The sequence below is a fragment of the Pseudomonas sp. SWRI99 genome, assembly GCF_014270125.1.
In the GTDB taxonomy this organism is placed as follows: domain Bacteria; phylum Pseudomonadota; class Gammaproteobacteria; order Pseudomonadales; family Pseudomonadaceae; genus Aquipseudomonas; species Aquipseudomonas hamedanensis.
In genome coordinates this window covers 174117-198218 of record NZ_JABWQR010000004.1, presented here as the reverse complement: position 1 = coordinate 198218, position 24102 = coordinate 174117, and the positions used below count along the sequence as shown (strand labels likewise).

Sequence of the window (24102 nt, the reverse complement as noted above, 5' to 3'; positions counted from 1 at the left end):
ATCAGGCCTCCGCCAAGTCTTTGAGACGCGCTTTTTCAATCCGCGCGACTTCTTCAGCCGGCACGAAATAGTCAATGTCTTCGTCGTAGCTGCGCACGATCATCGCCGCCACCGAAGCGACCAGCCCGAAGATCGCCAGCCACCAGATGTGCCACACCAGGGCGAAGCTGCAGATCAGCGCGAACACGCTGATCACCAGACCGGCCGAGGTGTTGCGCGGCATATGTATGGCGCGGTAGTCAGTGTGATTGAGCGTACTGACGCCGCGCTCCTTCATGCCCCAGTAGGCGTCGAGGTCGCTGACTTTCGGTTGCTCGGCAAAGTTGTAGAACGGCGGCGGCGAGGCCGTGGCCCATTCCAGCGTGCGCCCGTCCCACGGATCGCCGGTGAGGTCGCGGTATTTGGCGCGGTTGCGAATGCTGACGAACAGTTGCAGCGCCTGCGCGGTGACGCCGCAGAGAATGATGCCCACCCCCAGCAATTCCAGGAGCAGCCAGGGCTGCCAGTCCGGATTATCGAAGTGATTGAGGCGCCGGGTCATGCCCATGAAACCGAGGACGTAGGAGGGCATGAAAGCGAAGTAAAAGCCGATCAGCCAGCACCAGAACGCGATGCGCCCGAGCTTGTCGTTGAGACGGAAGCCGAAGGCTTTGGGGAACCAGTACGTCAGCCCGGCCATGTAGCCAAACACCGCGCCACCGATGATGACGTTATGGAAGTGGGCGATCAGGAACAGGCTGTTATGCAGCAGGAAGTCGGCACCGGGCACGGCGAGCAGCACACCCGTCATGCCGCCGATGCTGAACGTGACGATAAAGCCGAGGGTCCACAACATCGGCGTTTCAAAACGCACCCGACCACGGTACATGGTGAACAGCCAGGTGAAGATTTTCACCCCGGTCGGCACCGCGATGATCATCGTCATGATCCCGAAGAACGCGTTGACATTGGCCCCGGCGCCCATGGTGAAGAAGTGATGCAGCCAGACGACAAACGAGAGAATCGTGATCGCGATCGTCGCCCACACCAGTGAAACGTAACCGAACAGGCGCTTGCTGCTGAAGGTCGCGGCGATCTCGGAAAAGATCCCGAACGCCGGCAGGATCAGGATGTACACCTCCGGATGGCCCCAGGCCCAGATGAGGTTGACGTACATCATCGGGTTGCCGCCGGCCTCGTTGGTGAAGAAGTGCATGCCCAGATAACGGTCGAGCGTGAGCATCAGCAGCGTTGCGGTGAGGATCGGGAATGCCGCAAGAATCAGCACCGAGGTGCACAACGCATTCCAGGTGAACACCGGCATTTTGAACAGGGTCATGCCCTCGGTGCGCATCTTCAGGATGGTCACAAAGAAATTGACCCCCGTCAGTAGCGTGCCGATCCCGGATATCTGTAATGACCAGATGTAGTAGTCGACGCCGACCCCGGGGCTATAGCCCAGTTCGGACAAGGGCGGGTAGGCGACCCAGCCGGTGCGGGCAAATTCGCCGACGCCCAGGGAGATGTTCACCAGCGCCGCGCCGACCACGAACAGCCAGAAACTCAGTGCGTTGAGAAACGGGTAAGCCACATCGCGCGCTCCAATCTGCAAGGGCACGACGATGTTCATCAGGCCGACCACGAACGGCATGGCCATGAAGAAAATCATGATCACGCCATGGGCGGTGAAGATCTGGTCGTAGTGTTCCGGTGGCAGATAGCCCGGCCCGCCACTGGAGGCCATCGCCTGCTGAGTGCGCATCATGATTGCGTCGGAGAAGCCACGCAGCAGCATGACCAGCGCGACGATGATGTACATGCAGCCGATTTTCTTGTGGTCGACTGAGGTGAACCACTCACGCCAGAGGTAACCCCACTTGCGCTTCCAGGTAACGGTGCCGATCAGGGCAAAACCCATCAGGCCCACGATGGCCAGGGTGTACATGACAATCGGCTCGTGCAATGGAACGGCGTCCCACGAAAGTTTCCCGAACATTATTAACGCTCCTCGGCCAGCAGACTCGGTTGTTGATCAGCGCGCTTGTCATCGCTGTTACGTTGCACCTGACTGTCTTTGGCACGGGGTGCCTTGTTCATGCCTTCATACTTGTCGACGATGTCCAGAAACAGCCGATCCTGAACGGCCGAGTAATAAGTAATCCGGTGGGCGACGGAAGGTTTGGCCAACTGCGCATAACTGGCGTGATCAAGTTTTTGTGACGCGCTTTTGACTTTGTTGACCCACGCTTCGTAATCCGCGCCAGTGAGCGACAACGTACTGAAGTGCATGTCGGAGAAACCATGGCCGTTATAGTTGGCGGCAATCCCGCGAAACTGGCCGGTTTCGTTGGCAATCAAATGCAACTTGGTCTGCATGCCCGCCATTGCATAAATCTGGCCGCCCAGCGCCGGGATGAAAAACGAAGTCATCGCCGCATCTGACGTTACGGTAAAACTCACCGGGGTATTCACCGGCACCGCCAGTTCATTGACCGAAGCGATGCCCAGGTCGGGGTAGATGAACAACCATTTCCAGTCAGTCGCCACGACCTGCACGTTGAGCGGTGGTGTGTCCGAATCCAGCGGTCGATAAGGGTCCAGCGAGTGCGTGGTTTCCCACGTCACCCAGCCCAGCACGCAGATGATCAGGAACGGCACGCCCCAGACCACTGCCTCGATCTTGTGCGAGCTGGCCCAGCGCGGCGAGTACTTGGCCTTCTTGTTGGTGGCGCGGTAACGGTAGGCAAACACGAACATCATGACGATCACCGGTATCACCACCAGCAGCATGAGGCCCGTTGCGAGAATGATGAGGTCGCGCTCGTCCCGGGCAACCTGGCCCTTGGGATTGAACACGATCAGATTGCAACCGGCGAGCAGAACGCTGGTAGCGAGATAGACCAGGCAATAGCTGATTGTTCGCTTCATATAGGCTCCTGTTCTAAGTATCGATCCTTTTAACGTCGTAACGGCGACGCGTGTTTATCCCGGGGTAATAGCGCTTCACTTGTTTGGCAAGCGAAGCGAAGTGGGCCCGCTCTATTCTTTCGGCAACAGTTTGCCGTGGACAGAAAACACTGTTTCTGTACCGGTTTATTACTGTGGGGCTGACTAACGAGTAGTAGTTGAGCTCGCCTGGGCCTCGAAATTTTTGAATAAGCGCTCAGGCATTGGTTTGACAAAATGTTTCGCAAACTGACGAACGGTTGAACTAGCGAAACGGCGGAGAGGAACTAGCGAGTTATGCTGAAAATGCCTCTCGGCAAACCGGGAATCATCCAGCGAGAGGGTGGGTCTTTGAAGAGAGCGGATTCACTTCAGGAGTACGACATGTTCATACGCGGCGAAACCTACAGGAAATGGAAGGCGACGGAAAAGGACGAAAAGTGCCATACGGAAGAAGTCGAAAACGGCTGTCACATCGAAGTGCGGACACGGGAGGCGGAGGATGGCGACATTGAAATGTTCATCAGCGTCTACACCGCGACCGGTGAATGCGCCCACGAGCGAATCAAAAAACTGCCCGGCATCGAATGGACCGTTGAAGACGCGCTCAAGCGCGGTATCGACCAGGCGGAGCGAATTGCCGGTGGCGAGTCAGGCCGGTTGCCGTGCGCCGATGCGCATAATCACGCGGACGACTAGGTTGGCAACGCCACTGCTGCCGGCAACGCCTGCCGGCGTCAGTGGCGCTGTGCTTCATGGTTTGAATACGGCCCGCAGGCACTGGTCGGTTTTGTCCTTGAACATCTGATAACCCTGCGCGCCATCCTCCAGGCTCATGGGGTGGGTAAGCAACCACGAGGGGTCGAGTTCGCCTTTCTGGATGTGTTCGAACAAGGTCGGCGCGTAGCGTTGCCCCGGCTGCTGCCCGGACTTGAGCGTCAGGGCCTTGTTGACAATCGCGCCCATCGGGAATTTATCGAGCAGGCCGCCGTACACACCGACCACCGACACCGTGCCGCCCTTGCGGCAGGCGCGAATGGCCTGACGCAGCACCGTGCCGCGCTCGGTGTGCAGGCGCAGCATCTGCTTGGTTTTGTCGTAGGCGTAATCGATCTCGGTGCCGTGGGCCTCCATGCCGACGCAATCGATGCAACGATCCGGCCCGCGTCCGCCGGTCAGTTCCAACAGGGCCTCGTGGACGTTGGTGCGTTCGTAGTTGATGGTGATCGCCTTGCCACGTTCTTCGGCCAGACGCAGGCGGTCCGGGTAGCGATCGATCGCAATCACCCGCTCTGCACCGAGCAGATAGGCGCTGCAGATCGCCATCAGCCCGACCCCGCCGCAGCCCCACACCGCCACCGTGTCGCCCGGCTGGATCCGTGCGTTGTCGGCGGCGAAATAGCCGGTTGGCGCGGCGTCGGAAACGAATAACGCCTGTTCGTCGCGTACGCCTTCAGGCACTTTGAACAGGTTGGTGTCGGCGTACGGCACGCGCACGTAGGTGGCGTGGCTGCCCGGATAGCCGCCGAAGGCATGGCTGTAGCCGATGATGCCGCAGCACGGTTGGCCGTAGGCGAGGTCGGTGGCGGAGGGGTTGGGATTGGAGTTGTCGCAGCAGGAAAAATCGCTGCGCTGACAGTGTTCGCAATGTCCGCAGCCGATGATCGAAATGGTGATGACCTTGTCACCTTTGCGCAGGCCGTTGACGCCGGGCCCGACTTCGACGATCTCGCCCATGAACTCATGACCGATGATATCGCCCGGCTTCATCGCCGGAACGTAACCGCCGAGCAAATGCAGATCGGAGCCGCACACCGACGACAGTGTCACGCGAATGATTGCATCGCGCGGGTTGAGGATCGCCGGATCGGCCACGTTGTCGACTTGCAAACGGTTGGGGGCTTGCCAGGTAAGTGCGCGCATCAGTGAATCCCTCCTTCAATCACCACGCCGGTCTTGACCGATTGCTGGCCGGCGGTGTCCGTGCTTTCGCCGTGGACATAAAAGAAATCATCGTCGCCTTCGGGGCGCAGTCGGTTGTTGCTGACTTCGCCAGTTTCCATTTGCTGTTTTATCGCTTGCAGGCCGTTGAGCAAGGCCTTGTCGCTGAACAGGCTGATGGCCCGGGCGAGACCGTAGCCGAATTTGCCCATCGCCGGTTTGCAGGCGATCACGGCTTTGACTTCGGTGCCGCGACCGGCCGGCGCAGGCGTGAGCGATACCGAGATATCGTGCTGCCAGCGCGACTCGGCCGAGGTCTGCCAATGCAGTGAATTGCCGTTCTCGGCAGGCTGACGGACCAGCGTCCAGTGCAGGCGCCGCCCGGCGGGCGCGCGGACCGTCCAGCGCGTGGTGTCGGGCGTCAGTTGCTCGACGCTGTCGACCCAGCGCAGCAGCGGGCCGATATTGTCGACACGGGCGATAAAGTCCCAGACTTCTTCCAGCGGTCGCATGATGGTCACGCTGCGGGTAATGGCTTCGCTGATCGGCCAGTGGTGCTCACGGCTGAACTGCTGCTCGAACGGCGTGGGCGTCAGCGCCTGTTTCAAACGGCAATGGCCGACAACGCCGCGCCACACGCCATACGCCCCGGCCACGATTTCCAGAGCACCGGCCAGGCCACCCTTGCGCCAGCCATGCGTTAACAACGCGGCCCCGGCCGTCAGCGACAACGCACGCTCGGCGCCGGTCATCGCCCCGCGCTGCTGGCTGTCGTTTCGGGAGTGAGTCGCTATCAGCGGATGGTCAGTCATGTTGCAATCCTCCATCGGTGTGTTAGCGATAGAAAAAACGCCGCCGTTTGAGGTTCAACTGTATTCGTGCGTGACGGGATGAGAGGTCGTTTGCCAGTGGCTGGATCCAGAAAAGACCATGTGGAAGCGAGCTTGCTCGCGAAGGAAATCTGTCAGTTGGAGAAGTGCTGACTGACCCGACGCTTTCGCGAGCAGGCTCACTCCTACAGGTGTTTTTGTGGTGTCAGCAGGTTGTGTGTGCGGCGGCAATCCATGTGGGAGCGAGCCTGCTCACGAAGGCGATCTGTCAGTTGGAGAAGTGGCGACTGACCCGGCGCTTTCGCGAGCAGGCTCACTCCTACAGGTGTTTTTGTGGTGTCAGCAGGTCGCGTGTGTGCGGCGGCGATCCATGTGGGAGCGGGCTTGCTCGCGAAGGCGATCTGAAAGTTGGAGAAGTGCTGACTGACCCGGCGCTTTCGCGAGCAGGCTCACTCCTACAGGTTTTATTGTGTGTCAGCAGGTTGTGTGTGCAGCGGCAATCCATGTGGGAGCGAGCTTGCTCGCGAAGGCAATCTTTCAGCCAGAGCAGTGCTGACTGACCCAGCGCTTTCGCGAGCAAGCCCGTTCCCGCAGGTGGGATCGGCTGCGGTCGAAATTAAAGGAACGCACCGGCTCGCAGCGCAATCCACATAGGGACAAAGCACTGATAACAGCACAACGGGGGTGTTCATATGTCTCGTCTGCCCATCATCGGGGTCACGGCCTGTTCCTCGCAGATCGGTCCGCACGCCGTGCAAATGAATGACGACAAGAATTCGCAAGCGGTGGCCACGGCGGCGAAGGGGTTGCCGCTGATTCTGCCGATGTTTCCTGACTTGCTCGACCCGGCGCAGATCATCGCCAGCCTCGACGGTCTGTTGTTCACCGGCGCGCCGTCGAACATCGAACCGCATCACTATGGTGGCCGCCCGAACCCGCCGGGCACCGAGCACGATCCGGCGCGCGATCAATTGGCGCTGCCGCTATGGCGCGCCGCCGTTGACGCCGGTTTACCGGTGCTCGGCCTGTGCCGGGGGTTGCAGGAACTGAACGTGGCGTTCGGCGGAACGCTTGATCAGCAACTCGACGAACCGGGGCCGGAACACGAACCGCCCAGCGACGAATCAATCGAGGAACAATACGCTCGCACTCACGACGTGACCGTGCAGCCGGGCGGTGTGCTGTCGCGGCTGGGCCTGAACGGGGTGATCAAAGTCAATTCAGTGCACGGACAAGGCATCGGGCAAGTCGCCGAAGGCCTGCGTATCGAGGCGATCGCCGAGGACGGCTTGATTGAAGCGCTGTCGGTGGAAGGCAGCGAGGGCTTTGCCCTGGCGGTGCAATGGCACCCGGAATGGCACGTCATGGACAATGCCGATTACCGGGTGATTTTCCATGCCTTCGGCGAGGCCTGCCGCCAGCGCGCCCAGTCACGCTAGCGGGCGGCCCGGCAACGCTCAGCGCCGGGCGGTGCGGGTGCTGACATCGACCCACACGGCGAGTACCAGGATGCTGCCCTTGACGATCATCTGCCAGTAACTGTCGACGTCGAGCATCGACATACCGTTGTCGAGGCTGGTGATCACTAGGGCTCCGAGCAGCGCGCCGTACACCGTGCCCGATCCGCCGCGCATCGAGGTGCCGCCGATAAAGCACGCGGCAATGGCGTCGAGTTCGCCCATGCTGCCCGCCGACGGCGAACCGGCCGCCAGGCGCGCGGTATTGACCATCCCGGCCAACGCACACATCACCCCCATGATGCCGAAAATCCACAATTTCACTGCCTGCACATTGATGCCCGACAGGCGTGTCGCCTCCATGTTGCTGCCCACCGAATACACCCGACGGCCGAACACGGTCTGGCTGGTGACGTAGCTGAACACACCGAGCAGCACCAACAGCAGCAACACCGGCACCGGAATCCCGTCGTAGCTGTTGAGGGTCACGACGAACCCGGTGATTACCGCGCCGATCAGCACCACCCGCAGTCCATCCCGCACCCGTGAATGCGCGGCCAATCCATGCAGCGCGCGGTTGCGGCGTTGCTTCCAGGTCAGGAACAGCGTCAGTGCGAACAGCACAATGCCCAATCCGCTGCCCACCGCGTGCGGCAGATAACCCTGGCCGACATACACCAGTTCCGGCGACACCGGGGCGATGGTCGTGCCGCCGGTAATACCCAGCAAGATGCCGCGAAACGCCAACATGCCGCCCAGGCCGACGATGAACGAAGGGATGCGCAGATAGGCGGTCATGTAGCCGTTGGCCAAGCCGATCATCAAGCCACACAGCGCGACCAGACTGAGGTTGGCCAGCAGCGGAATGTGGTAGACGACGTCCAGAATCGCCGCCAGCCCGCCGAGCAAACCCAGCAACGAGCCGACCGACAAATCGATCTCGCCGCTGATGATCACCAGCACCATGCCGCAGGCGAGAATCCCGGTGATCGACATTTGCCGCAGCAGGTTGGAGAGGTTGCGCGGGGTGAGGAAACCACCCTCGGTCTGCCAACTGAAGAACAGCCAGATCAGCGCCACGGCGATGACCAGCGCGAGCATTTTGTAGCGGGTGAACAGTTGTTTGACCTGATTCATCTACGCGGACTTCCGATCATTATGGTGATGCCCATCGGGTTGGCTGAGCGCGGCGGCGAGCACCTGTTCCTGGGTCAATTGCTGGTTGATGAAGTCGCCGCGCAGGCGGCCATCGCCGATCACCAGCACGCGGTCGGACACCCCGAGCACTTCGGCCAGTTCCGACGACACCATGATGATCGCCACCCCTTCGGCAGCCAGCGCGCCCATGAGCTTGTAGATTTCGTACTTGGCGCCGACGTCGACGCCACGGGTCGGCTCGTCGAGAATCAGCACCTTCGGTTTGGTCAGCAGCATCTTCGCCAGCACCGCTTTTTGCTGGTTGCCGCCCGAGAGGCTGGTGATTGGCAGAAACGGACTGGCGGTTTTCAAGTGCAGGCGCGAGATTTCCCGCTCGATGCTGCCCAGTTCGGCTTCGGCGTCGATGCGTGTCAGTTTCGAATAGCTGTCGAGGACCGCCAGGGTGATGTTCTGCCCGACGCCCAGATCCGGAATGATGCCTTGGCGCTTGCGGTCCTCGGGGACCATGCACAGGCCGGCGCGGATCGCTTTGAGCGGCGTGCGCGTGTCGATGCACTGACCCTCCAGCCACACCTGCGCTTCGTAGCGCCCCGGATAGGCGCCGAACAGCGCGGACACCAGCTCTGTGCGCCCGGCACCGACCAGGCCGGCAATGCCGAGTATTTCGCCACGCCTGAGAACGAACGACACGTCGTCGACGCGTTTGCGCTTCGGGCTGTCGACGTCATAACAGGTGACGTGGCGTGCCTCGAAAATGACCTCGCCGACCTCGTGCGGTTCGGTGGGGTAGAGGTTGGCCATTTCGCGTCCGACCATTTGCGTGATGATCTGCGCAATGTCCATGTCGGCCATGGCCGTGGTCGCGATATGCCGACCGTCGCGGATCACCGCAATGGTGTCGCACACCGCAGCCACCTCATCGAGCTTGTGCGAGATGTAAACACAGGCGACGCCCTTGGCCTTGAGGTCGCGGATGATGTCGAGCAGCACCTCGATTTCCGAGCGGGTCAGGGCAGAGGAGGGCTCGTCGAGAATCAACAGGCGCGCCTGTTTGTTCAAGGCCTTGGCGATTTCCACCAGTTGCTGGTAACCCCCGCCGTACTGCGAAACCGGCAGCGAGACGTTCATGTCCGGCACTTTCAGCTCGCGCATCAGGGCTTCGGCGCGGTGGATCATCGCCGGGTAATTCATGCGCCCGCCGGGCAAGGTCAGTTCATGGCCCATGAAAATGTTTTCGGCCACGGACAGGTCGGGCACCAGGGTCAGTTCCTGGTGAATGATGACGATGCCGGCCGCTTCCGTTTCGCTGATCGATTGCGCGCGCAGCGGCTGGCCATCCCAGAGAATTTCACCGTCCCAGGTGCCGTAGGGATAGACCGCCGACAGCACCTTCATCAACGTTGACTTGCCGGCGCCATTCTCTCCGCACAGGCCCACGCATTCACCGGGCCTGACCTTGATATCAATGCCATTGAGGGCTTTGACACCGCCGAAGGATTTGACGATGCCGTTCATTTGCAGCAGATAGTCGGACATGGGAGAGGCTCACAGACCAAGACTCGGACACTGGACCTGTGGGAGCGAGCCTGCTCGCGAAAACGTCAGTCCAGACACTGCTTTGCTGACTGACATACCGTCTTCGCGAGCAGGCTCGCTCCCACAAGGGTTGTGCATGATCAGAACGTTACGGTCTGATCACTTCCCGGCGATCTGTGCCTTGGTGTAGAAGCCGTCCTGTTCGAGCAGGTCGATGTTGTCCTTGGTCAACGCGGTGGGCGTGAGCAGGATGGTGTCGACTTTTTTGCTGCCATTGTCGTACTGCGAGCTATAGGTCGGTTTTTCGTTGCGCGCCAGTTGTACCGACAGCTTGGCGGCTTCGGAGGCGATCAGTTTCAGTGGCTTGTAGACGGTCATGGTCTGCGTGCCGTCGATGACTCGCTTCACAGCGGCAAGGTCGGCGTCCTGACCGGAGATCGGCACCTTGCCGGCCAGCTTCTGCGCGGCCAGCGCCTGGATTGCGCCGCCGGCGGTGGCGTCGTTGGAGGCGACGATGCCGTCGATTTTGTTGTTGTTACGGGTCAGTGCGTTTTCGACGATGCTCAGCGCCTCGGTCGGGTTCCATTCCTTGACCCACTGCTGGCCGACGATTTTGATGTCGCCTTTGTCGATCGCCGGTTGCAGCACTTTCATCTGGCCTTCACGCAGGATCTTCGCGTTGTTGTCGGTCGGTGCGCCACCGAGCAGGAAGTAGTTGCCCTTCGGCGCAGCCTTGAGCACACCGCCGGCCTGCATCTCGCCGACTTTTTCGTTATCAAAGGAAATGTAGGCGTCGACATCGGCGTTAAGAATCAAGCGGTCATACGACACCACTTTGATCCCGGCCTTCTTCGCCTCGGCGACCGCATTGGTCAGCACGGTGGCGTTGAACGGCACGATGACGATCACGTCGACGCCACGGGAAATCAGGTTTTCGATTTGTGAAATCTGCTTCTGCTCGTTGGCATCGGCCGATTGCACAAAGACCTTGGCGTTCATTTTCTCCGCCGCCGCGACGAAATAATCGCGGTCGCGCGACCAGCGTTCGAGGCGCAGGTCATCGATGGAAAAACCGATTTTCGGGTTGGCCGAGTCGGCCATGACCGGTAACGAGAGCAGGGCGAGGGCGCCGGCGAGCAAGGTACGTTTGGCTTTGTTCATGGTGGTGCGTCCTTTTATTGTTGTTGGAAGACACTGCCTGACGAGGCGCATGGTGCGCCAGAAACTGTAGATCGTTGATCGAGGTTCGCGGCGACAGAATTGTCATGGAAATGTCACCGCGACCCGCGTCGTGCTCAGGAATAAATGAACCGGTTGACGACGTTCTCGAGCATCTCCTGGCGGCCGCTGACGGCGTGTGGGTTGAGCTCGTTGCTGAAGGCGTGTTCGGCCAGTGATTCAAGACTGAACTCACCGGCCAGCAACGCCTGCCCTAACGGCTGTTGCCAGCCGGCGTAACGCTGATCCTTGAATTTTTGCAGACGGTCGTCCTGGACCATCGCAGCGGCACGTTCCAGCGCCAGGGCGAGCACGTCCATGGCGGCAACGTGGCCGTGGAACAGGTCGATGTCGTCGAGACTCTGGCGGCGCACCTTGGAGTCGAAGTTGAAGCCGCCATGGGTGAAACCGCCGGCCTTGAGGATTTCATAAGTGGCCAGAGTCATCTCCTCGACGCTGTTGGGGAATTGATCGGTGTCCCAGCCGTTCTGTGGGTCGCCGCGGTTGGCGTCGATGCTGCCGAAGATGCCCAGCGACGTCGCCGTGGCGATTTCGTGGTGGAAGCTGTGCCCGGCGAGCGTTGCGTGGTTGGCTTCGATGTTGACCTTGATCTCGTTTTCCAGACCGAACTGCTGGAGAAAGCCGAACACCGTGGCGGTGTCGTAATCGTACTGATGCTTGGTTGGCTCCTGCGGTTTCGGTTCAATCAGCAGGTCGCCCTTGAAGCCGATCTTGTGCTTGTGCTCGACCACCATGCGCATGAAACGCCCGAGTTGTTCGCGCTCGCGTTTGAGGTCGGTATTGAGCAAGGTTTCATAGCCTTCGCGACCGCCCCAGAGCACGTAATTCGAACCCTTGAGGCGCTGTGTCGCGTTCATTGCGCTGAACACCTGGGCGGCGGCGCAGGCGAAAACCTGCGGGTCGGGATTGCTCGCGGCGCCAGCGGCGAAGCGCGGATTGCTGAAGCAATTGGCGGTGCCCCACAGCAGCTTGATACCCGACTGCTCTTGATGACGCTCCAGATGATCGACCATCTGCGCGAAGTTATGGCGGTACTCGCGCAGGGAGTTGCCTTCGGGCGCGACGTCGGTGTCGTGGAAGCAGTAATAATCGATGCCCAGTTTGCTGAAGAATTCGAACGCCGCCTCGGCCTTGCCGATCGCCAATTCCATGGGATCGCCACTTCGCTGCCAGGGCCGCTTGAACGTACCGGCGCCGAATACGTCGGAACCCGGCCAGACGAACGTGTGCCAGTAGCAGACCGCCATGCGCAGGTGCTCGCGCATCGGTTTGCCGAGGACGATTTTATCGGCGTCATAGTGGCGGAAGGCGAGGGCGGATTCGCTGGCGGGGCCCTCGTAGCGGATCTTGTCGACATCGGGGAAAAACGACATGGGGCGGTCCTTTGTTGTTCTTGGTGTGCCTCGATACTAGCAACGGCGCAGGGGGGGCTGATTATGAAAATCACCAACCGGGTGTGCGATTTTGACTATTGAGCTTCGCCGCGCGCGGGCCTAGTCTGTGCCGATCGCTTCGGCATCGATGGCCCGGATCTGCCCATGAAAACCGTCCCGCCCGTGCACCGCATCGCCCTGTTGTTCAACGGCAACAAGATCTACGACCGCGGCATCATCAGCGGCATCGGCAACTACCTGAGCAGCACGCGCGCGTCCTGGGATCTGTTTCTCGAGGAGGATTTTCTTTGTCGCCTGAAAGGCATCGAACGCTGGCAGGGCGACGGGATCATTGCCGACTTCGACGATCCGCTGATCGGCGAAGCACTGGCCGGCATCAACAGGCCGGTGGTCGCGGTGGGTGGTTCTTATCAGGATGCGCGGGCGTACCCCAAGGGCATTCCCTACGTCGCGACCGATAACGACGCCCTGATGAAAATGGCCTACGAGCATTTGATCGAGGCAGGGCTGACGCGATTTGCCTGCTTCAGCCTGCCCGAGGCGCAAGCCAACCGCTGGGCGCAGGAGCGCGAAAAAGCCTTTCGCCGTTTGATGCAGCGCGATGGCCTGGAGGTTGAGATCTATCGCGGCATGGGCACCAGCGCGCCGCTGTGGGACAGCGCCGTCGAACAACAGATCGCCTGGCTGCAAAGCCTGCCCAAGCCGGTGGGGATTATCGCCGTCAGTGACGCCCGGGCGCGGCAGTTGCTCCAGGCTTGCCTGACCGCCGGCATCGCAGTGCCCGAGCAAGTCGCGTTGATCGGCATCGATAACGATCCGCTGACCCGCAGTCTGACCCGGGTGCCGTTGAGTTCAGTGATTCAGGGCACCGAGACCATGGGCCGCACCGCTGCGCATCTGCTCCATCAGATGCTGCACGGCATGCCGTCCACGGGGACACAGATCCTCATCCCGCCGGACGCGATCAATGTGCAGACGTCGAGCCTGCATCAGCCGTTGGGCAATCCGTATGTGATGCAAGCGCTGCTGTTCATTCGTCAGTACGCGTGTCAGGGCATCAAGACGGCGCAAGTGGCCGGGTATGTCGGCATTTCGCGCTCATCCCTGGAAGCGCATTTTCGCAAGGTCCGTGGCTGCAGCGTGCACGACGAGATCCTGCGCTTCAAACTGGCGGCCGCGGCCAGTGGCCTGAACCATACCGGCGCGGCCATTGCCGACATCGCGCGCAGTTGCGGTTTTAAATCCGCGCAATATCTGCACACGGTGTTCCGCCGTGAATTTGGCTGCACGCCGCGCGAATATCAGCAGGGCGATCGGCCTATCTAAAACGTGGCAGCGGCCGGTCGACGGGCTTGAGCGACGACAGCGTGTTGCGGATCAGCGGCGTGTCTTTTTCGATATCGTTCAGGCGGTCGCGGATGCGCAGCGCGGTGGGGTGGCCGCCTTGGTGATCGACCCAGTCGGCGATCTCCTTGCAAGCGGCGGCGAGGCGCGCCTGGCGGGCGTCGAGCAGGGTGAGGAGGGTGGTGATGGACTCTTTTTCGGACATGGAACACCTCCATTCAAGAACAGCAGTGAGTGGTAGCCAAAGGCCGGCGAGTCACAGCTGCTTTCAGTATAGACCCGCTAATCGCCGGCCTCCGCCCGGTGACGGTGGGCCGCTGACACAGAACTGGCTGCGTTGAGTCGCTGGCATTCGCGTTGCGCATCGAGCTGATCGTCGTAGCCGTCACCGATGAAACCGTTGGTACGCGCATCGCAGATACGGAACCAGGCCGTGGCTTCGGCCGGTGGCTGCGGGCGCTCCCCGGCGCGGCGTCCATGAATGACGATCTTGTTGCAACGCTTCACGATGAAGGGGTCTTCCATGGCGTCACCGCAGTTGATTCGTGTCACATCAACTATAGAAGCCTATGGCGATTGTGCAAAAAATAGACAACTTGCGCCTATGCCTTCTCAGGAGGCTTGCGCCATCTCGCTCATTCGCTCCAGAAACATCGCCAGCGCCACTTCTTCTTCACGCAGGCCCTTGCGCGTACGTGGCCGTGGCAGTTCGGCGAGGGCGCCGCGCATGAAATGCTCGACCACGGCCGGATGGATGTAGCATTTGCGGCACACCGCCGGCGTGTTTCCCAGTTGTTTGGCGACACTCTTCACCATGTCCACCACGTGCCGCTTGGCTTCGCTGTCCGATTCATGGCGGATCTCGCGCAGTGTCGCCAGTGCCAACGCACTGCCTGCCCAGGTGCGGTAATCCTTGGCGGTGAAATCGGCACCGGTGAGGGTTTTCAGGTAGGCGTTGACGTCGGACGAGGTCACGGTGTGGCGCTCGCCGTTTTCATCCAGATACTGAAACAGGTTCTGCCCTGGAATCTCCAGGCACCGCTTGATCACTCGTGCCAGGCGCCGGTCCTTGACGGTGATCTGATGTTCGATGCCGCTCTTGCCGCGAAACTGGAACAGGATCGCGCTGCCGTTGACCTCGACGTGGCGGCTGCGCAGGGTGGTCAGGCCGTAGGAGCGGTTGTCGCGCGCGTATTGCGGGTTGCCGACGCGGATCAATGTCGCATCGAGCAGCAGAATCACCGTGGCCATGACTTTGTCGCGGCTGAAGCCGGGCGCGGCGAGCAAGGTCTCCAGCTGTTTGCGCAGTTGCGGCAAAGCCATGCCGAACTCGCGCAGGCGCGAATATTTGTCGGCATCGCGCACTTCGCGCCAACGCGGGTGATAGCGGTACTGTTTGCGCCCGCGGGCATCGCGGCCGGTGGCTTGCAAATGCCCGCACGGATCGGCGCAGATCCACACGTCGGTGTACGCCGGCGGCACGGCGAGGGCGTTGATGCGTTTGATTTCCTCGGGATCGCTGATGCGTTGACCGGACGGGTCGAAATAACAGAATTTGCCTCGCAGCTTCTTACGCGTGATGCCGGGCTGGGTGTCGTCGACGTAATGCAGGTCGGCTGGCAGTGCAACGGTCAGCTCGGTATCGGACATGGCAGGTTTCCTTGGCGGCAGATCAGTAAAGCGATTGACCGCACGCCATGGCCGTCGTGCCAACGGATTCAGGCCAGCACGGCAACCGCCTTGATTTGCGCCCAAAGCGCCTGCCCTGGGTGCACGCCCAAGTGGTCCCGGGAAAACCGGGTGATGCGCGCCAGCAGCGGCGTGCCGCCGGCGTCGAGTCGAATCAGCACGTGCGCGCTGTTGTCCGCCGCCTGTTCACTGACCACCGTGACCGGCAGCCGATTGAGAATGCTGCTCGACTCGGCGTTGTCCAGAGACAGGCTGACGTCCCGCGCATGCACCTTGCAGCGCAAGGCCTGGCCCAGCGCCAGCGGTGCGTGGGTGACGCGGATGTGCATCGCGGTGGCGGGCAGTTGCAGGCTCAGCAGTTGGTAGTCGGCGTCATAGGCGCTGACCTGGCCTTCAATAATGACGCCGGCGTCATCGCCCATCGCCATGGGCAAATCCAGCCGCGCCAGCGTTTCGCCGATCGGGCCACTGGCCAGAGCCTTGCCGGCGCTGAGCAGCACCAGATGATCGGCCAGTCGTGCGACTTCATCCTGAGCATGGCTGACGTACAGCACCGGAATGTCCAATTCATCGTGCAGGCGTTGTAGATACGGTAAAATCTCTCGTTTGCGCTGGCTGTCGAGTGCGGCCAGCGGCTCGTCCATCAACAGCAATTCGGGGCTGGTCAGCAGCGCGCGAGCGATGCCCACGCGCTGGCGTTCGCCGCCGGACAAATGCTGCGGATGACGCTCCAGCAAATGGCCGATGCCCAGCAGCTCGGTGGCTTGCGCCAGGTCGACGCGGCGTTCCGCACGGGCAATACGCTTGAGGCCGAATTGCAGATTGGCCCGCACCGACAGATGCGCAAACAGGCTGGCTTCCTGAAAGACATAGCCGAGCGCACGCTTGTGCGGCGCGACGAAAATGCCCTTGGCGCTGTCCTGCCAGACTTGGTCATTGACCCGAATCACGCCGTGGGCGGCGCGCTCAAGCCCGGCAATGCAGCGCAGGCAGGTGGTTTTGCCGGAACCCGAGTGACCGTACAAGGCCGTCACCCCCCGTCCCGGCAAATGAAGATCGACGTCCAGATTGAAATCCGGCCAGACCAGGTTCAGACGTACATCGATCATCAATCAGCTCCAGCCCATGCGGGTTTTGCGGCTGGAGTACAGCGCCAGCAACACCACAAACGAAAACACCAGCATCGCGCCTGCCAGCCAATGGGCCTGAGCGTATTCCATCGCTTCGACGTGGTCGTAGATTTGCACCGAGACCACGCGAGTCTTGTCGGGGATGTTGCCGCCGATCATCAGCACTACACCAAACTCTCCGACGGTGTGAGCAAAACCGAGGATCGCCGCGGTGATAAACCCCGGGCGTGCCAGCGGCAGGATCACGCTGAAAAAAGTGTCCCAAGGCCCGGCCCGTAAAGTGGCAGCCACTTCCAGCGGGCGATCGCCGATTGCCGAAAACGCGTTCTGCAAGGGCTGCACCACGAACGGCATGGAATAGATCACCGAACCGATCACCAGCCCGGTGAAGCTGAACGTCAGGGTGCCGAGGCCGAGCCACTGGGTGAACTGGCCGAGCGCGCCATGGGGGCCCATCAGCACCAGCAGATAGAAACCGATGACCGTCGGCGGCAGCACCAGCGGCAGCGCGACGATTGCGCCGACCGGGCCGCGCAACCATGAGCGGGTCCGCGCCAGCCACAGCGCAATCGGCGTGCCGATCAGCAGCAGGATGACCGTGGTCAGCGCTGCCAGCTTCAGGGTCAGCCAGATTGCGGCGAAATCCGCGCTCGTCAGCGACATCAGCGCTGGTAGCCGAAGGACTGAATCAGCGCCGTGGCTTTTGCGCCTTTGAGGTAATCAACCAGCGCCTTGGCGGCGGGGTTGTCCTTGCCTTTGTTGAGTATCACGGCGTCTTGCCGGATTGGCTGGTGGAGGTCGGCAGGGACGATCCAGGCCGAGCCGCTGCTGACTTTGCCGTCCTTGTAGATCTGCGAGAGGGCGACAAAGCCCAGTTCGGCATTGCCCGTCGAAACGAACTGATAGGCCTGGGTGATGTTCTGGCCCTCGACGATTTTCGCGCGGGTTGCCTCAGTCAGCTTCAGCTTGTCCAGAACCTGGGTGGCGGCGAGGCCGTAGGGCGCGGTTTTCGGGTTGGCGATGGCCAGGTGCTGAAACTGGTTCTTCGTCAGCACTTCGCCCTTGGCGTCGACATAGCCTGCTTTGGCCGACCACAGGGCGAGGGTTCCGATGGCGTAGGTGAAACGCGAGCCTTTGACGGTTTCGCCTTCTGCCTCAAGCTTCTGCGGGGTGCTGTCGTCGGCCGCCAGAAACACTTCAAACGGCGCGCCGTTTTTGATCTGCGTATAGAACTGGCCGGTCGCGCCGTAGGCGGCGATCAGTCTGTGTCCGGTGGCTTTTTCAAAATCGGCAGCGATGGCCTGAATCGGCGCGGTGAAATTAGCGGCGACCGCCACTTGCACTTCGTCAGCCTGGACGGCAGCGACGGTAAACATCGACAGCAAAGAAGCGAGGCAGGCACGCAGAATCATTGAACAGCTCCGTGTTGGCATATGCCGGGCCGGTGTCCAAAAGAACAGCCGTGTCGACAACATTGGCGAAAGCGCTATGTAGTGAAATATATAGCGGAACGCCGGGCAACAGGAAGTGCTGATATTCAACCGGACAAGAACACTCGGCTCTCGCCCGGTTGCTGCTCAATGCCGTTGCAACCTGGCGAGGCCTTCTTCGGCGAGTTGTCGCGTCAGTTCCGCGCAACCCAGCTCTTTGCCCAGCGTGAACGCCTGGCCCGCCCAGAGATTGGCGAACTGCTCTTCGTTTTTTGCCCGCAGCGGCATCAGTGCGCCACCGGCCAAGGGGAATGCCGGCGCCTTGTCCGACATCGGCCCGAGTTCCCGCATGACGCGATTGAGAATGCCCCGCGCCGGTCGCCCGGTGAAAAGATTGGTGATTGCCGTCTCGCTCTCTTTGGCCGCGCGCAACGCGCGGTGATGGGCGGCGCTGACTTTCGCTTCGGGCGTAAACAGATACGCGGTGCCAACTTGCACCCCGGCCGCGCCGAGCATGAATGCCGCCGCGACACCGCGCGGGTCGGCGATCGCGCCGGCCGCGATGACCGGCACGCGCACAGCGTCGACCACTTGTGGCACCAGGGCAAACGTACCGACCTGGCTGCTCAAATCCTTGCTGAGGAACATCCCGCGGTGACCGCCCGCCTCATAGCCCATGGCGATGATCGCGTCGCAACCGTTCTGCTCCAGCCACACGGCTTCATCCACCGTGGTGGCGGACGAGAGAATTTTTGCGCCGGTGGCTTTGACCCGATCCAGTAACGACTTTTCAGGCAAGCCGAAGTGGAAACTCACCACTTCAGGCCGAAACGCTTCCAGCACTTCGCAGGCGGCAGCATCGAACGGCGCGCGGTTGGACACCGGGGTGGGCGCGTCGAAGTCGACGCCCAGTTCGCGGTAATAAGGCTCCAGCAGGTTTTTCCAGTCGCGGGCGCGTTGCTCGTCGGCCGCCGGAGGCTGGTGGCAAAAAAAGTTGACGTTGAACGGTTTGCTTGTGTGCTGACGAATCGTTTTAAGTTCGTCGCGCAATTGCTCGATGCTCAGCATTGCTGCCGGCATTGAGCCGAGTCCACCGGCATTGCACACGGCAATCACCATGGACGAGTTCGTCGCCCCGGCCATCGGGCCTTGAATGATTGGCAACTCAATGCCGAGCAGATCAATAAGACGGGTGTCTGGCCATTGGCTCATGGGGGTTCTCCGAACGACGGAACGGGCAAGAACGGCTGAGCCGGTTTTTTAACAGCAAACCCCGATGTTCAGCCAGTTCGAAATTCAGAACATCTTGTGCAGGTTTTCAGCGCCGGTGTAATCCGCCGCCTCCGCCGAAAGAGCGATTCATGACTTGCGAAGATCGATGGACATTCTGGGTGCGCTGGTTGCCCAAATGGCGTGCAGCGGATTCCCGGTTGAGGTTTTGCAATTGCGCGTTGTTGTTGATTGACGCCGGTCGTGCGGCGGCGCCCTTGGGCATCGCTTGCCAGCCATTGTCGGTCTTCTTGTACACGTTGCCGTCGTGCCCCGCATACACATTGTCGTTGACCCGTGCGGCGCCGCTGTTGCGTCCGCGTACGCCGGCATATTGCGTGTTGTTGCCGGTATTGGGGTTGTACACCGCGCCGCGGTTGGCCGTGACCTGGGTGCCGTTGCGCACGTTGCCGACGGTGACACGCTCGCCGGCAATCGCCGCGCCTTTCGGTCCGACGGCGACGCCGCTGCGACCCGCCGCGTAATTGCCGGTATAGACATTGTGCACGGCGGCGCGTTGACCGGCCGCCGCGACACCGGTGCGCGAGTTGTAGGAAGACCCCACTTGCCCGGCCCAGCGATTCCCCGTCCAGGCGTTGTAACCGGCGCCATAGCGACTGACCGTCGCCCGATCACCCCATTGATGATAGAGATTGCCGGTAGTACCCGCCCAGCCGCCGGGGCCCCAGGCGATGGCGCCGCCGCGATAACCATAGGCCGCGCCGCCCCAGGCCAGCGGCGCCGGATACAAACGTGGCCCCCAGGCGTAGCCCCAACCGTAATTGCCCCACCATGGATAAGCGCCCCAGCCCCAGCCCATCGCCACGGTGCTGCCGCCCCAGCTCCAGCCGAAGCCGAAACCGAACGTCCATCCGGTCCAGGGGGTGTAGCGAATCGCGACGCCAAAACCGTAAGTCACCGGTGGCCCGTACCAGACGCTTCCGACCCAGGGTGTGTAGGGATAACCGGTGCCATACACCACTACACCTGTGGTTGGGTCAACGTTCGAACCCTGGTAACCCGGTGTATAGCCGACCACCACCGTATCGCCGCTCGATTGGTAGACCTTGACGTAGGTGAGGTAATGCATCGGCGAGCTGGGGGGAATCGAATAGATCACCGCCGGTACCGACCCTGCGACCGCCCACGGTCCGTTGAGTGTCGTGGCGGTGAACCAGATGCCGTTTTCCACGGCGTACCAACTGTTGTTGTCGACCCTGATGATTGGTGTCGCACTGTTGACCACGTATTGCAGCGATGTAGGGCTGATGGCTTTGAGCTGCGGTTCGCCATCGAACTGCGGCGCGGTCATGTTCACCGCGCTTTTTTTGATGACTGAGGTTTGCGCAATCGTCGCCGCGATGGCCGCTTCTTGCGCCTGCGGTGTGCCCGCGACCGAGGCCTTGACGTTTTCTTTTGCGCTGTCGTCGGGAATGGCGGCGAAGTCGGCGGGTAATTTGTCGGCCGGGACAAACGTCCACGGGCCGTTCATGTCACTGGCGCGAAACCAGCGCCCGGAGATCAGCACGTAGCTGTTCTGATCGCCGATTTCCTTGAAGATGTGGCCGGTGGTGTTGCTGACGTATAGCAGGCTTGTGCCTTGAATCGGCAACCACTGCGCGGCGCCGTCCATAACGATCAGTTCGGTGGGCGTGGTGGCGATGAAAATCTTTGGCTGCGGCGGTTTGGCCAGGCTCGGCACTGTGTCCTGCGGGTCGCTCTGCCCGGTCAACAGGTCGACCTGGCGGCTCTTGATCGCCGCTTGCCTGGCCTTTTCAAGCTCCGCAGGCGGTGCCGCGAGGCGCTGATAATCGCCATCGAATCGCTCGGCCACCATCCAGCCATCGAAGACATGCAGATAGTGTCGACCTTGCGCGTCTTTGAGTAACAGCGGGCGGGTATTGATGACCCGTTGCAGCGCGGTGCCGTCGACCGCTCGATACGCCGGATCGCCATCGATATAGACGAGCAGGGCGGGCACCTCGGAGGTGAGAATGCTCGGTGGCGTGTTTTCCAGCGGCGCGCTGTCTGCCTGGTGTTCCGCTGAGAGCACGCTGACGGCCGCTTCGAGCTGGTCGAGGGAAATGGTTTTCTTGCGGTTGCCGGCATCTTTTTGCAGCGCCGCTATCCAGATGTCTGCCTGCGCGGCGTCGGCGGGAAAGTCGGCCTTGGTGACCTGGTATTGATCCAGCGCGACCCAGCGGGTGGCCTTGTCGACCAGGGTGTGTGCGCTGAACTGCACGATGCCATAGGTAGATTGGCCGTCGGCGCTCGTCGCTTCCACCGCTGCGCGTCCGTTGAGTGTGTAGCCATCCCAGCTGTCCGGTTGAGGTTGGTAAACGGTGAGTTTGGCCGTGCCGCTGGTGATGACTTGCGGCCATGTCGGCTCGTCCGCCACGGCGGTTTTTTTGCTGGCTGCGGGCGCCGCCCAAGCGTTGCCGAACACCAGTGTGCAGAGCATCAACAGCATCGGTAACGCGCGCGGGTAAGACATTGTCAGCTCCATCGACAGGGCTGTTTTTGAAGGGATGACAGCCGTCGAAAAAGCATAGTCGCCCGCGATGGAAACGCCCGGCGGATACCCCGATTGGCGCAAAGTCGAGTGTGGCAACGTGTTGCGATGTGGTATTTGAAGGCACGCTATCTTCACAACAGCAACGAGAGGCCGTCATGTTCAACGCCATAGTGATCGATAAAGACGACAGCGGTTATCGCGCCAGCCTGCAGCAACTCCATGACGCGCAATTGCCCGAGGGCGATGTGACCGTGCAGGTTGCGTACAGCACGCTGAACTTCAAGGATGGCCTGGCAATCACCGGCAGCAGCCCGGTGGTGCGCAAGTTTCCGATGGTGCCGGGGATCGACCTTGCCGGCACCGTCGAAGCCAGTTCGCACCCGGACTACAAACCGGGCGATCAAGTGTTGCTCAACGGCTGGGGCGTCGGCGAACAACATTGGGGCGGTCTGGCGCAGAAGGCACGGCTCAACGGCGACTGGTTGATTGCGTTGCCCGAGGCGTTTACCCCGGCACAAGCCATGGCCATCGGCACCGCGGGATACACGGCCATGCTGTGTATTCTGGCGCTGGAGCGCAATGGCGTGACGCCGGACCGGGGGGAGGTGCTGGTGACCGGCGCCAACGGCGGTGTCGGCAGTTTTGCCATCGCGCTGTTGAGCAAGCTGGGTTATCGGGTCGTGGCGTCTACCGGTCGTGTGTCGGAGCATGAATACCTCAAGCAACTGGGCGCTGCTGAAATTATTGATCGTGCCACTCTGTCCGCGCCGGGCAAGCCGCTGGCCAAGGAGCGCTGGGCCGGGGTCATCGATTCGGTCGGCAGTCACACGTTGGCCAATGCCTGCGCCAGCACGCGTTCGGAGGGGACCGTGGCGGCGTGCGGTCTGGCCCAGGGCATGGACTTTCCCGCCTCAGTGGCGCCGTTCATTTTGCGCGGGGTCACGCTGGCTGGCATCAACAGCGTCACTCAGCCCAAGGCGCGTCGCCTGCAAGCGTGGGATCGCCTGGCGACAGACCTTGACGTTGCTCTGTTGGCGCTGATCAGCCGCGAGATCAGCTTGAGCGAAGCCCTCGACGCCGCACCGCAGTTGCTGGCTGGACAGCTTCGCGGGCGCGTGGTGGTCGACGTCAATCGCTGAGTTCACGGTCGAGTAACTGGCGTTTGCGTTCGACGCCCCAGCGATAGCCGGACAGGTTGCCATCGCTGCGCACCACGCGGTGGCAGGGAATCGCCACCGCGAGCTTGTTGGCGCCGCACGCCTGCGCCACGGCGCGCATTGATGTCGGTGCGCCGATGCGTTGGGCAATTTCAGCGTAACTGGCGGTGCTGCCGCTCGGAATCTCCCGCAGCGCCTGCCATACGCGTTCCTGAAACGCAGTGCCTCTGACGTCCAGCGGCAGATCGAGGCCGATCGCCGGCGCTTCGACAAACCCGACGACCTTGGCGATCAGCTGTTCGAAGTCGGTGTCGGCACCGATCAGGTTGGCTTGGCGAAACTGATCCTGCAGATCGCACACCAGCTGATGCGGGTCGTCGCCCAGCAGAATCGCACAAATGCCGCGCGCGCTTTGCGCCACCAACAGCGCGCCGAGTGAGCATTGGCCGACGGCGAAACGAATGTCATTGTTGTGCCCGGCCGAGCGGTACTCAGCCGGCTTCATCCCCAGCAACCGATCGGCCGATTCATAGAAGCGACTATTGGAATTGAAGCCCGCCTCATAAAGAGCATCGGTAATCGAACCACCGCCCGCCAGACGCTCACGCACCCGGCGCGAGCGATGGGCGGCAAAGTAGCCTCTGGGCGTCAGCCCTGTAGCCGCCTTGAACACACGGTGAAAATGAAACGGGCTCAACCCGGCTGCCGCGGCCAGTTCATTGAGCGACGGCAACGTCTCGGCGGACTCGATACGACGACAGGCGATCGCCACGGTGGCGGCACGTTGCGCGGCGACTTCACTCTGGTCCTTGCTGGCGCGCCTGCTCGGACGATAACCGGCGGCTTCTGCCTGTTCGGCCGTGTCGAAAAATTCGACATTCTTTGGCTTCGGCAGCCGTGCAAGGCTGCTCGGGCGGCAGTAGATGCCGGTGGTTTTCACGGCGTAGACAAATTGCCCGTCCGCCTGCGGGTCCCGCGCCACCACAGCGGCCCAGCGAGGGTCAGCTTCGGTGTCGAGAGTGTAGGACTGCGTTTTCATGAGAGGACATCCGTTGGCCTGTTTGACTCAGGTTAACCAGCCTTGATGA

At 61.4% G+C, this 24102-nt stretch carries 21 protein-coding genes; 4 read left to right on the top strand and 17 right to left on the bottom strand.

Annotated features, from left to right (window positions below):
• Nucleotide 1: 1 nt before the first annotated feature.
• Both cyoB and cyoA read right to left on the bottom strand, forming a co-directional pair.
• Entirely contained in the window at nucleotides 2-1975 is a 1974-nt protein-coding gene (gene cyoB / locus HU743_RS05075) for a cytochrome o ubiquinol oxidase subunit I (RefSeq protein WP_186630160.1), read from the bottom strand.
• A 2-nt stretch (nucleotides 1976-1977) separates the two neighbouring features.
• Nucleotides 1978-2907 carry a ubiquinol oxidase subunit II gene (cyoA, locus tag HU743_RS05070; RefSeq protein ID WP_186647330.1) on the bottom strand — a complete coding sequence of 310 codons (930 nt, stop codon included), beginning with the start codon at nucleotides 2905-2907 and terminating at the stop codon, nucleotides 1978-1980.
• Between the two features lie 402 nt (nucleotides 2908-3309).
• Here cyoA and HU743_RS05065 point away from each other — a divergent pair, with 402 nt between their 5' ends.
• Nucleotides 3310-3624 carry a hypothetical protein gene (locus HU743_RS05065; protein WP_186619058.1) on the top strand — a complete coding sequence of 105 codons (315 nt, stop codon included), beginning with the start codon at nucleotides 3310-3312 and terminating at the stop codon, nucleotides 3622-3624.
• A gap of 54 nt (nucleotides 3625-3678) precedes the next feature.
• Here HU743_RS05065 and HU743_RS05060 read toward each other — a convergent pair whose 3' ends face one another.
• Together HU743_RS05060 and HU743_RS05055 are read right to left on the bottom strand one after the other, a co-directional pair.
• Nucleotides 3679-4848: a zinc-dependent alcohol dehydrogenase gene (locus HU743_RS05060; protein WP_186647328.1), complete on the bottom strand. Its 1170-nt coding sequence runs from the start codon at nucleotides 4846-4848 to the stop codon at nucleotides 3679-3681.
• On the bottom strand, nucleotides 4848-5678 hold the full coding sequence (locus HU743_RS05055; protein ID WP_186647326.1) for an SRPBCC family protein: 831 nt from the start codon (nucleotides 5676-5678) through the stop codon (nucleotides 4848-4850). The genes HU743_RS05060 and HU743_RS05055 overlap by 1 nt, the downstream gene beginning before the upstream one ends.
• 710 nt (nucleotides 5679-6388) lie before the next feature.
• On the opposite strand from HU743_RS05055, the gene HU743_RS05050 reads away from it, so the two are divergent.
• Complete coding sequence (locus HU743_RS05050; RefSeq protein WP_186647324.1) at nucleotides 6389-7135, top strand: gamma-glutamyl-gamma-aminobutyrate hydrolase family protein; 747 nt, start codon at nucleotides 6389-6391, stop codon at nucleotides 7133-7135.
• 18 nt (nucleotides 7136-7153) lie between these two features.
• On the opposite strand, the gene HU743_RS05045 is transcribed toward HU743_RS05050, so the two are convergent.
• From HU743_RS05045 to xylA, 4 genes are all read right to left on the bottom strand, one after another.
• Nucleotides 7154-8290: a sugar ABC transporter permease gene (locus tag HU743_RS05045; protein ID WP_186546379.1), complete on the bottom strand. Its 1137-nt coding sequence runs from the start codon at nucleotides 8288-8290 to the stop codon at nucleotides 7154-7156.
• Nucleotides 8291-9847 (bottom strand): D-xylose ABC transporter ATP-binding protein, encoded by a 1557-nt coding sequence (gene xylG / locus HU743_RS05040; protein WP_186647321.1) that lies wholly within the window; start codon nucleotides 9845-9847, stop codon nucleotides 8291-8293.
• A gap of 159 nt (nucleotides 9848-10006) precedes the next feature.
• Nucleotides 10007-11008: a D-xylose ABC transporter substrate-binding protein gene (gene xylF, locus HU743_RS05035; protein ID WP_186546377.1), complete on the bottom strand. Its 1002-nt coding sequence runs from the start codon at nucleotides 11006-11008 to the stop codon at nucleotides 10007-10009.
• 134 nt (nucleotides 11009-11142) lie between these two features.
• Nucleotides 11143-12459 (bottom strand): xylose isomerase, encoded by a 1317-nt coding sequence (gene xylA / locus HU743_RS05030; RefSeq protein ID WP_186647319.1) that lies wholly within the window; start codon nucleotides 12457-12459, stop codon nucleotides 11143-11145.
• 165 nt (nucleotides 12460-12624) lie between these two features.
• On the opposite strand from xylA, the gene HU743_RS05025 reads away from it, so the two are divergent.
• Nucleotides 12625-13806 (top strand): XylR family transcriptional regulator, encoded by a 1182-nt coding sequence (locus tag HU743_RS05025; protein ID WP_186619051.1) that lies wholly within the window; start codon nucleotides 12625-12627, stop codon nucleotides 13804-13806.
• Here the strand turns inward: HU743_RS05025 and HU743_RS05020 are convergent.
• The 8 genes from HU743_RS05020 to HU743_RS04985 all read right to left on the bottom strand — a co-directional run bounded on the left by HU743_RS05020 (nucleotide 13799) and on the right by HU743_RS04985 (nucleotide 21836).
• Nucleotides 13799-14029 (bottom strand): hypothetical protein, encoded by a 231-nt coding sequence (locus HU743_RS05020; RefSeq protein WP_186546374.1) that lies wholly within the window; start codon nucleotides 14027-14029, stop codon nucleotides 13799-13801. The genes HU743_RS05025 and HU743_RS05020 overlap by 8 nt on opposite strands.
• A gap of 77 nt (nucleotides 14030-14106) precedes the next feature.
• Complete coding sequence (locus HU743_RS05015) at nucleotides 14107-14349, bottom strand: hypothetical protein (protein ID WP_186546373.1); 243 nt, start codon at nucleotides 14347-14349, stop codon at nucleotides 14107-14109.
• Between the two features lie 87 nt (nucleotides 14350-14436).
• Entirely contained in the window at nucleotides 14437-15474 is a 1038-nt protein-coding gene (locus HU743_RS05010; RefSeq protein ID WP_186647317.1) for a DNA topoisomerase IB, read from the bottom strand.
• A 68-nt stretch (nucleotides 15475-15542) separates the two neighbouring features.
• A complete protein-coding gene (modC, locus tag HU743_RS05005; protein ID WP_186647315.1) occupies nucleotides 15543-16622 on the bottom strand; it encodes a molybdenum ABC transporter ATP-binding protein in 1080 nt (359 codons plus the stop codon).
• Between the two features lie 3 nt (nucleotides 16623-16625).
• Nucleotides 16626-17306 carry a molybdate ABC transporter permease subunit gene (gene modB, locus HU743_RS05000; RefSeq protein WP_186647313.1) on the bottom strand — a complete coding sequence of 227 codons (681 nt, stop codon included), beginning with the start codon at nucleotides 17304-17306 and terminating at the stop codon, nucleotides 16626-16628.
• Nucleotides 17306-18076 (bottom strand): molybdate ABC transporter substrate-binding protein, encoded by a 771-nt coding sequence (modA, locus tag HU743_RS04995; protein WP_186647311.1) that lies wholly within the window; start codon nucleotides 18074-18076, stop codon nucleotides 17306-17308. The genes modB and modA overlap by 1 nt, the downstream gene beginning before the upstream one ends.
• A gap of 144 nt (nucleotides 18077-18220) precedes the next feature.
• On the bottom strand, nucleotides 18221-19285 hold the full coding sequence (locus HU743_RS04990) for a nitronate monooxygenase (RefSeq protein ID WP_186647309.1): 1065 nt from the start codon (nucleotides 19283-19285) through the stop codon (nucleotides 18221-18223).
• A gap of 106 nt (nucleotides 19286-19391) precedes the next feature.
• Nucleotides 19392-21836, bottom strand: a complete 2445-nt coding sequence (locus tag HU743_RS04985) for an autotransporter (protein WP_186647307.1) — start codon at nucleotides 21834-21836, stop codon at nucleotides 19392-19394.
• 176 nt (nucleotides 21837-22012) lie between these two features.
• Here HU743_RS04985 and HU743_RS04980 point away from each other — a divergent pair, with 176 nt between their 5' ends.
• Complete coding sequence (locus HU743_RS04980; RefSeq protein ID WP_186647305.1) at nucleotides 22013-22996, top strand: MDR family oxidoreductase; 984 nt, start codon at nucleotides 22013-22015, stop codon at nucleotides 22994-22996.
• On the opposite strand, the gene ada is transcribed toward HU743_RS04980, so the two are convergent.
• On the bottom strand, nucleotides 22986-24053 hold the full coding sequence (gene ada / locus HU743_RS04975; protein ID WP_186647303.1) for a bifunctional DNA-binding transcriptional regulator/O6-methylguanine-DNA methyltransferase Ada: 1068 nt from the start codon (nucleotides 24051-24053) through the stop codon (nucleotides 22986-22988). The genes HU743_RS04980 and ada overlap by 11 nt on opposite strands.
• Nucleotides 24054-24102: the final 49 nt, after the last annotated feature.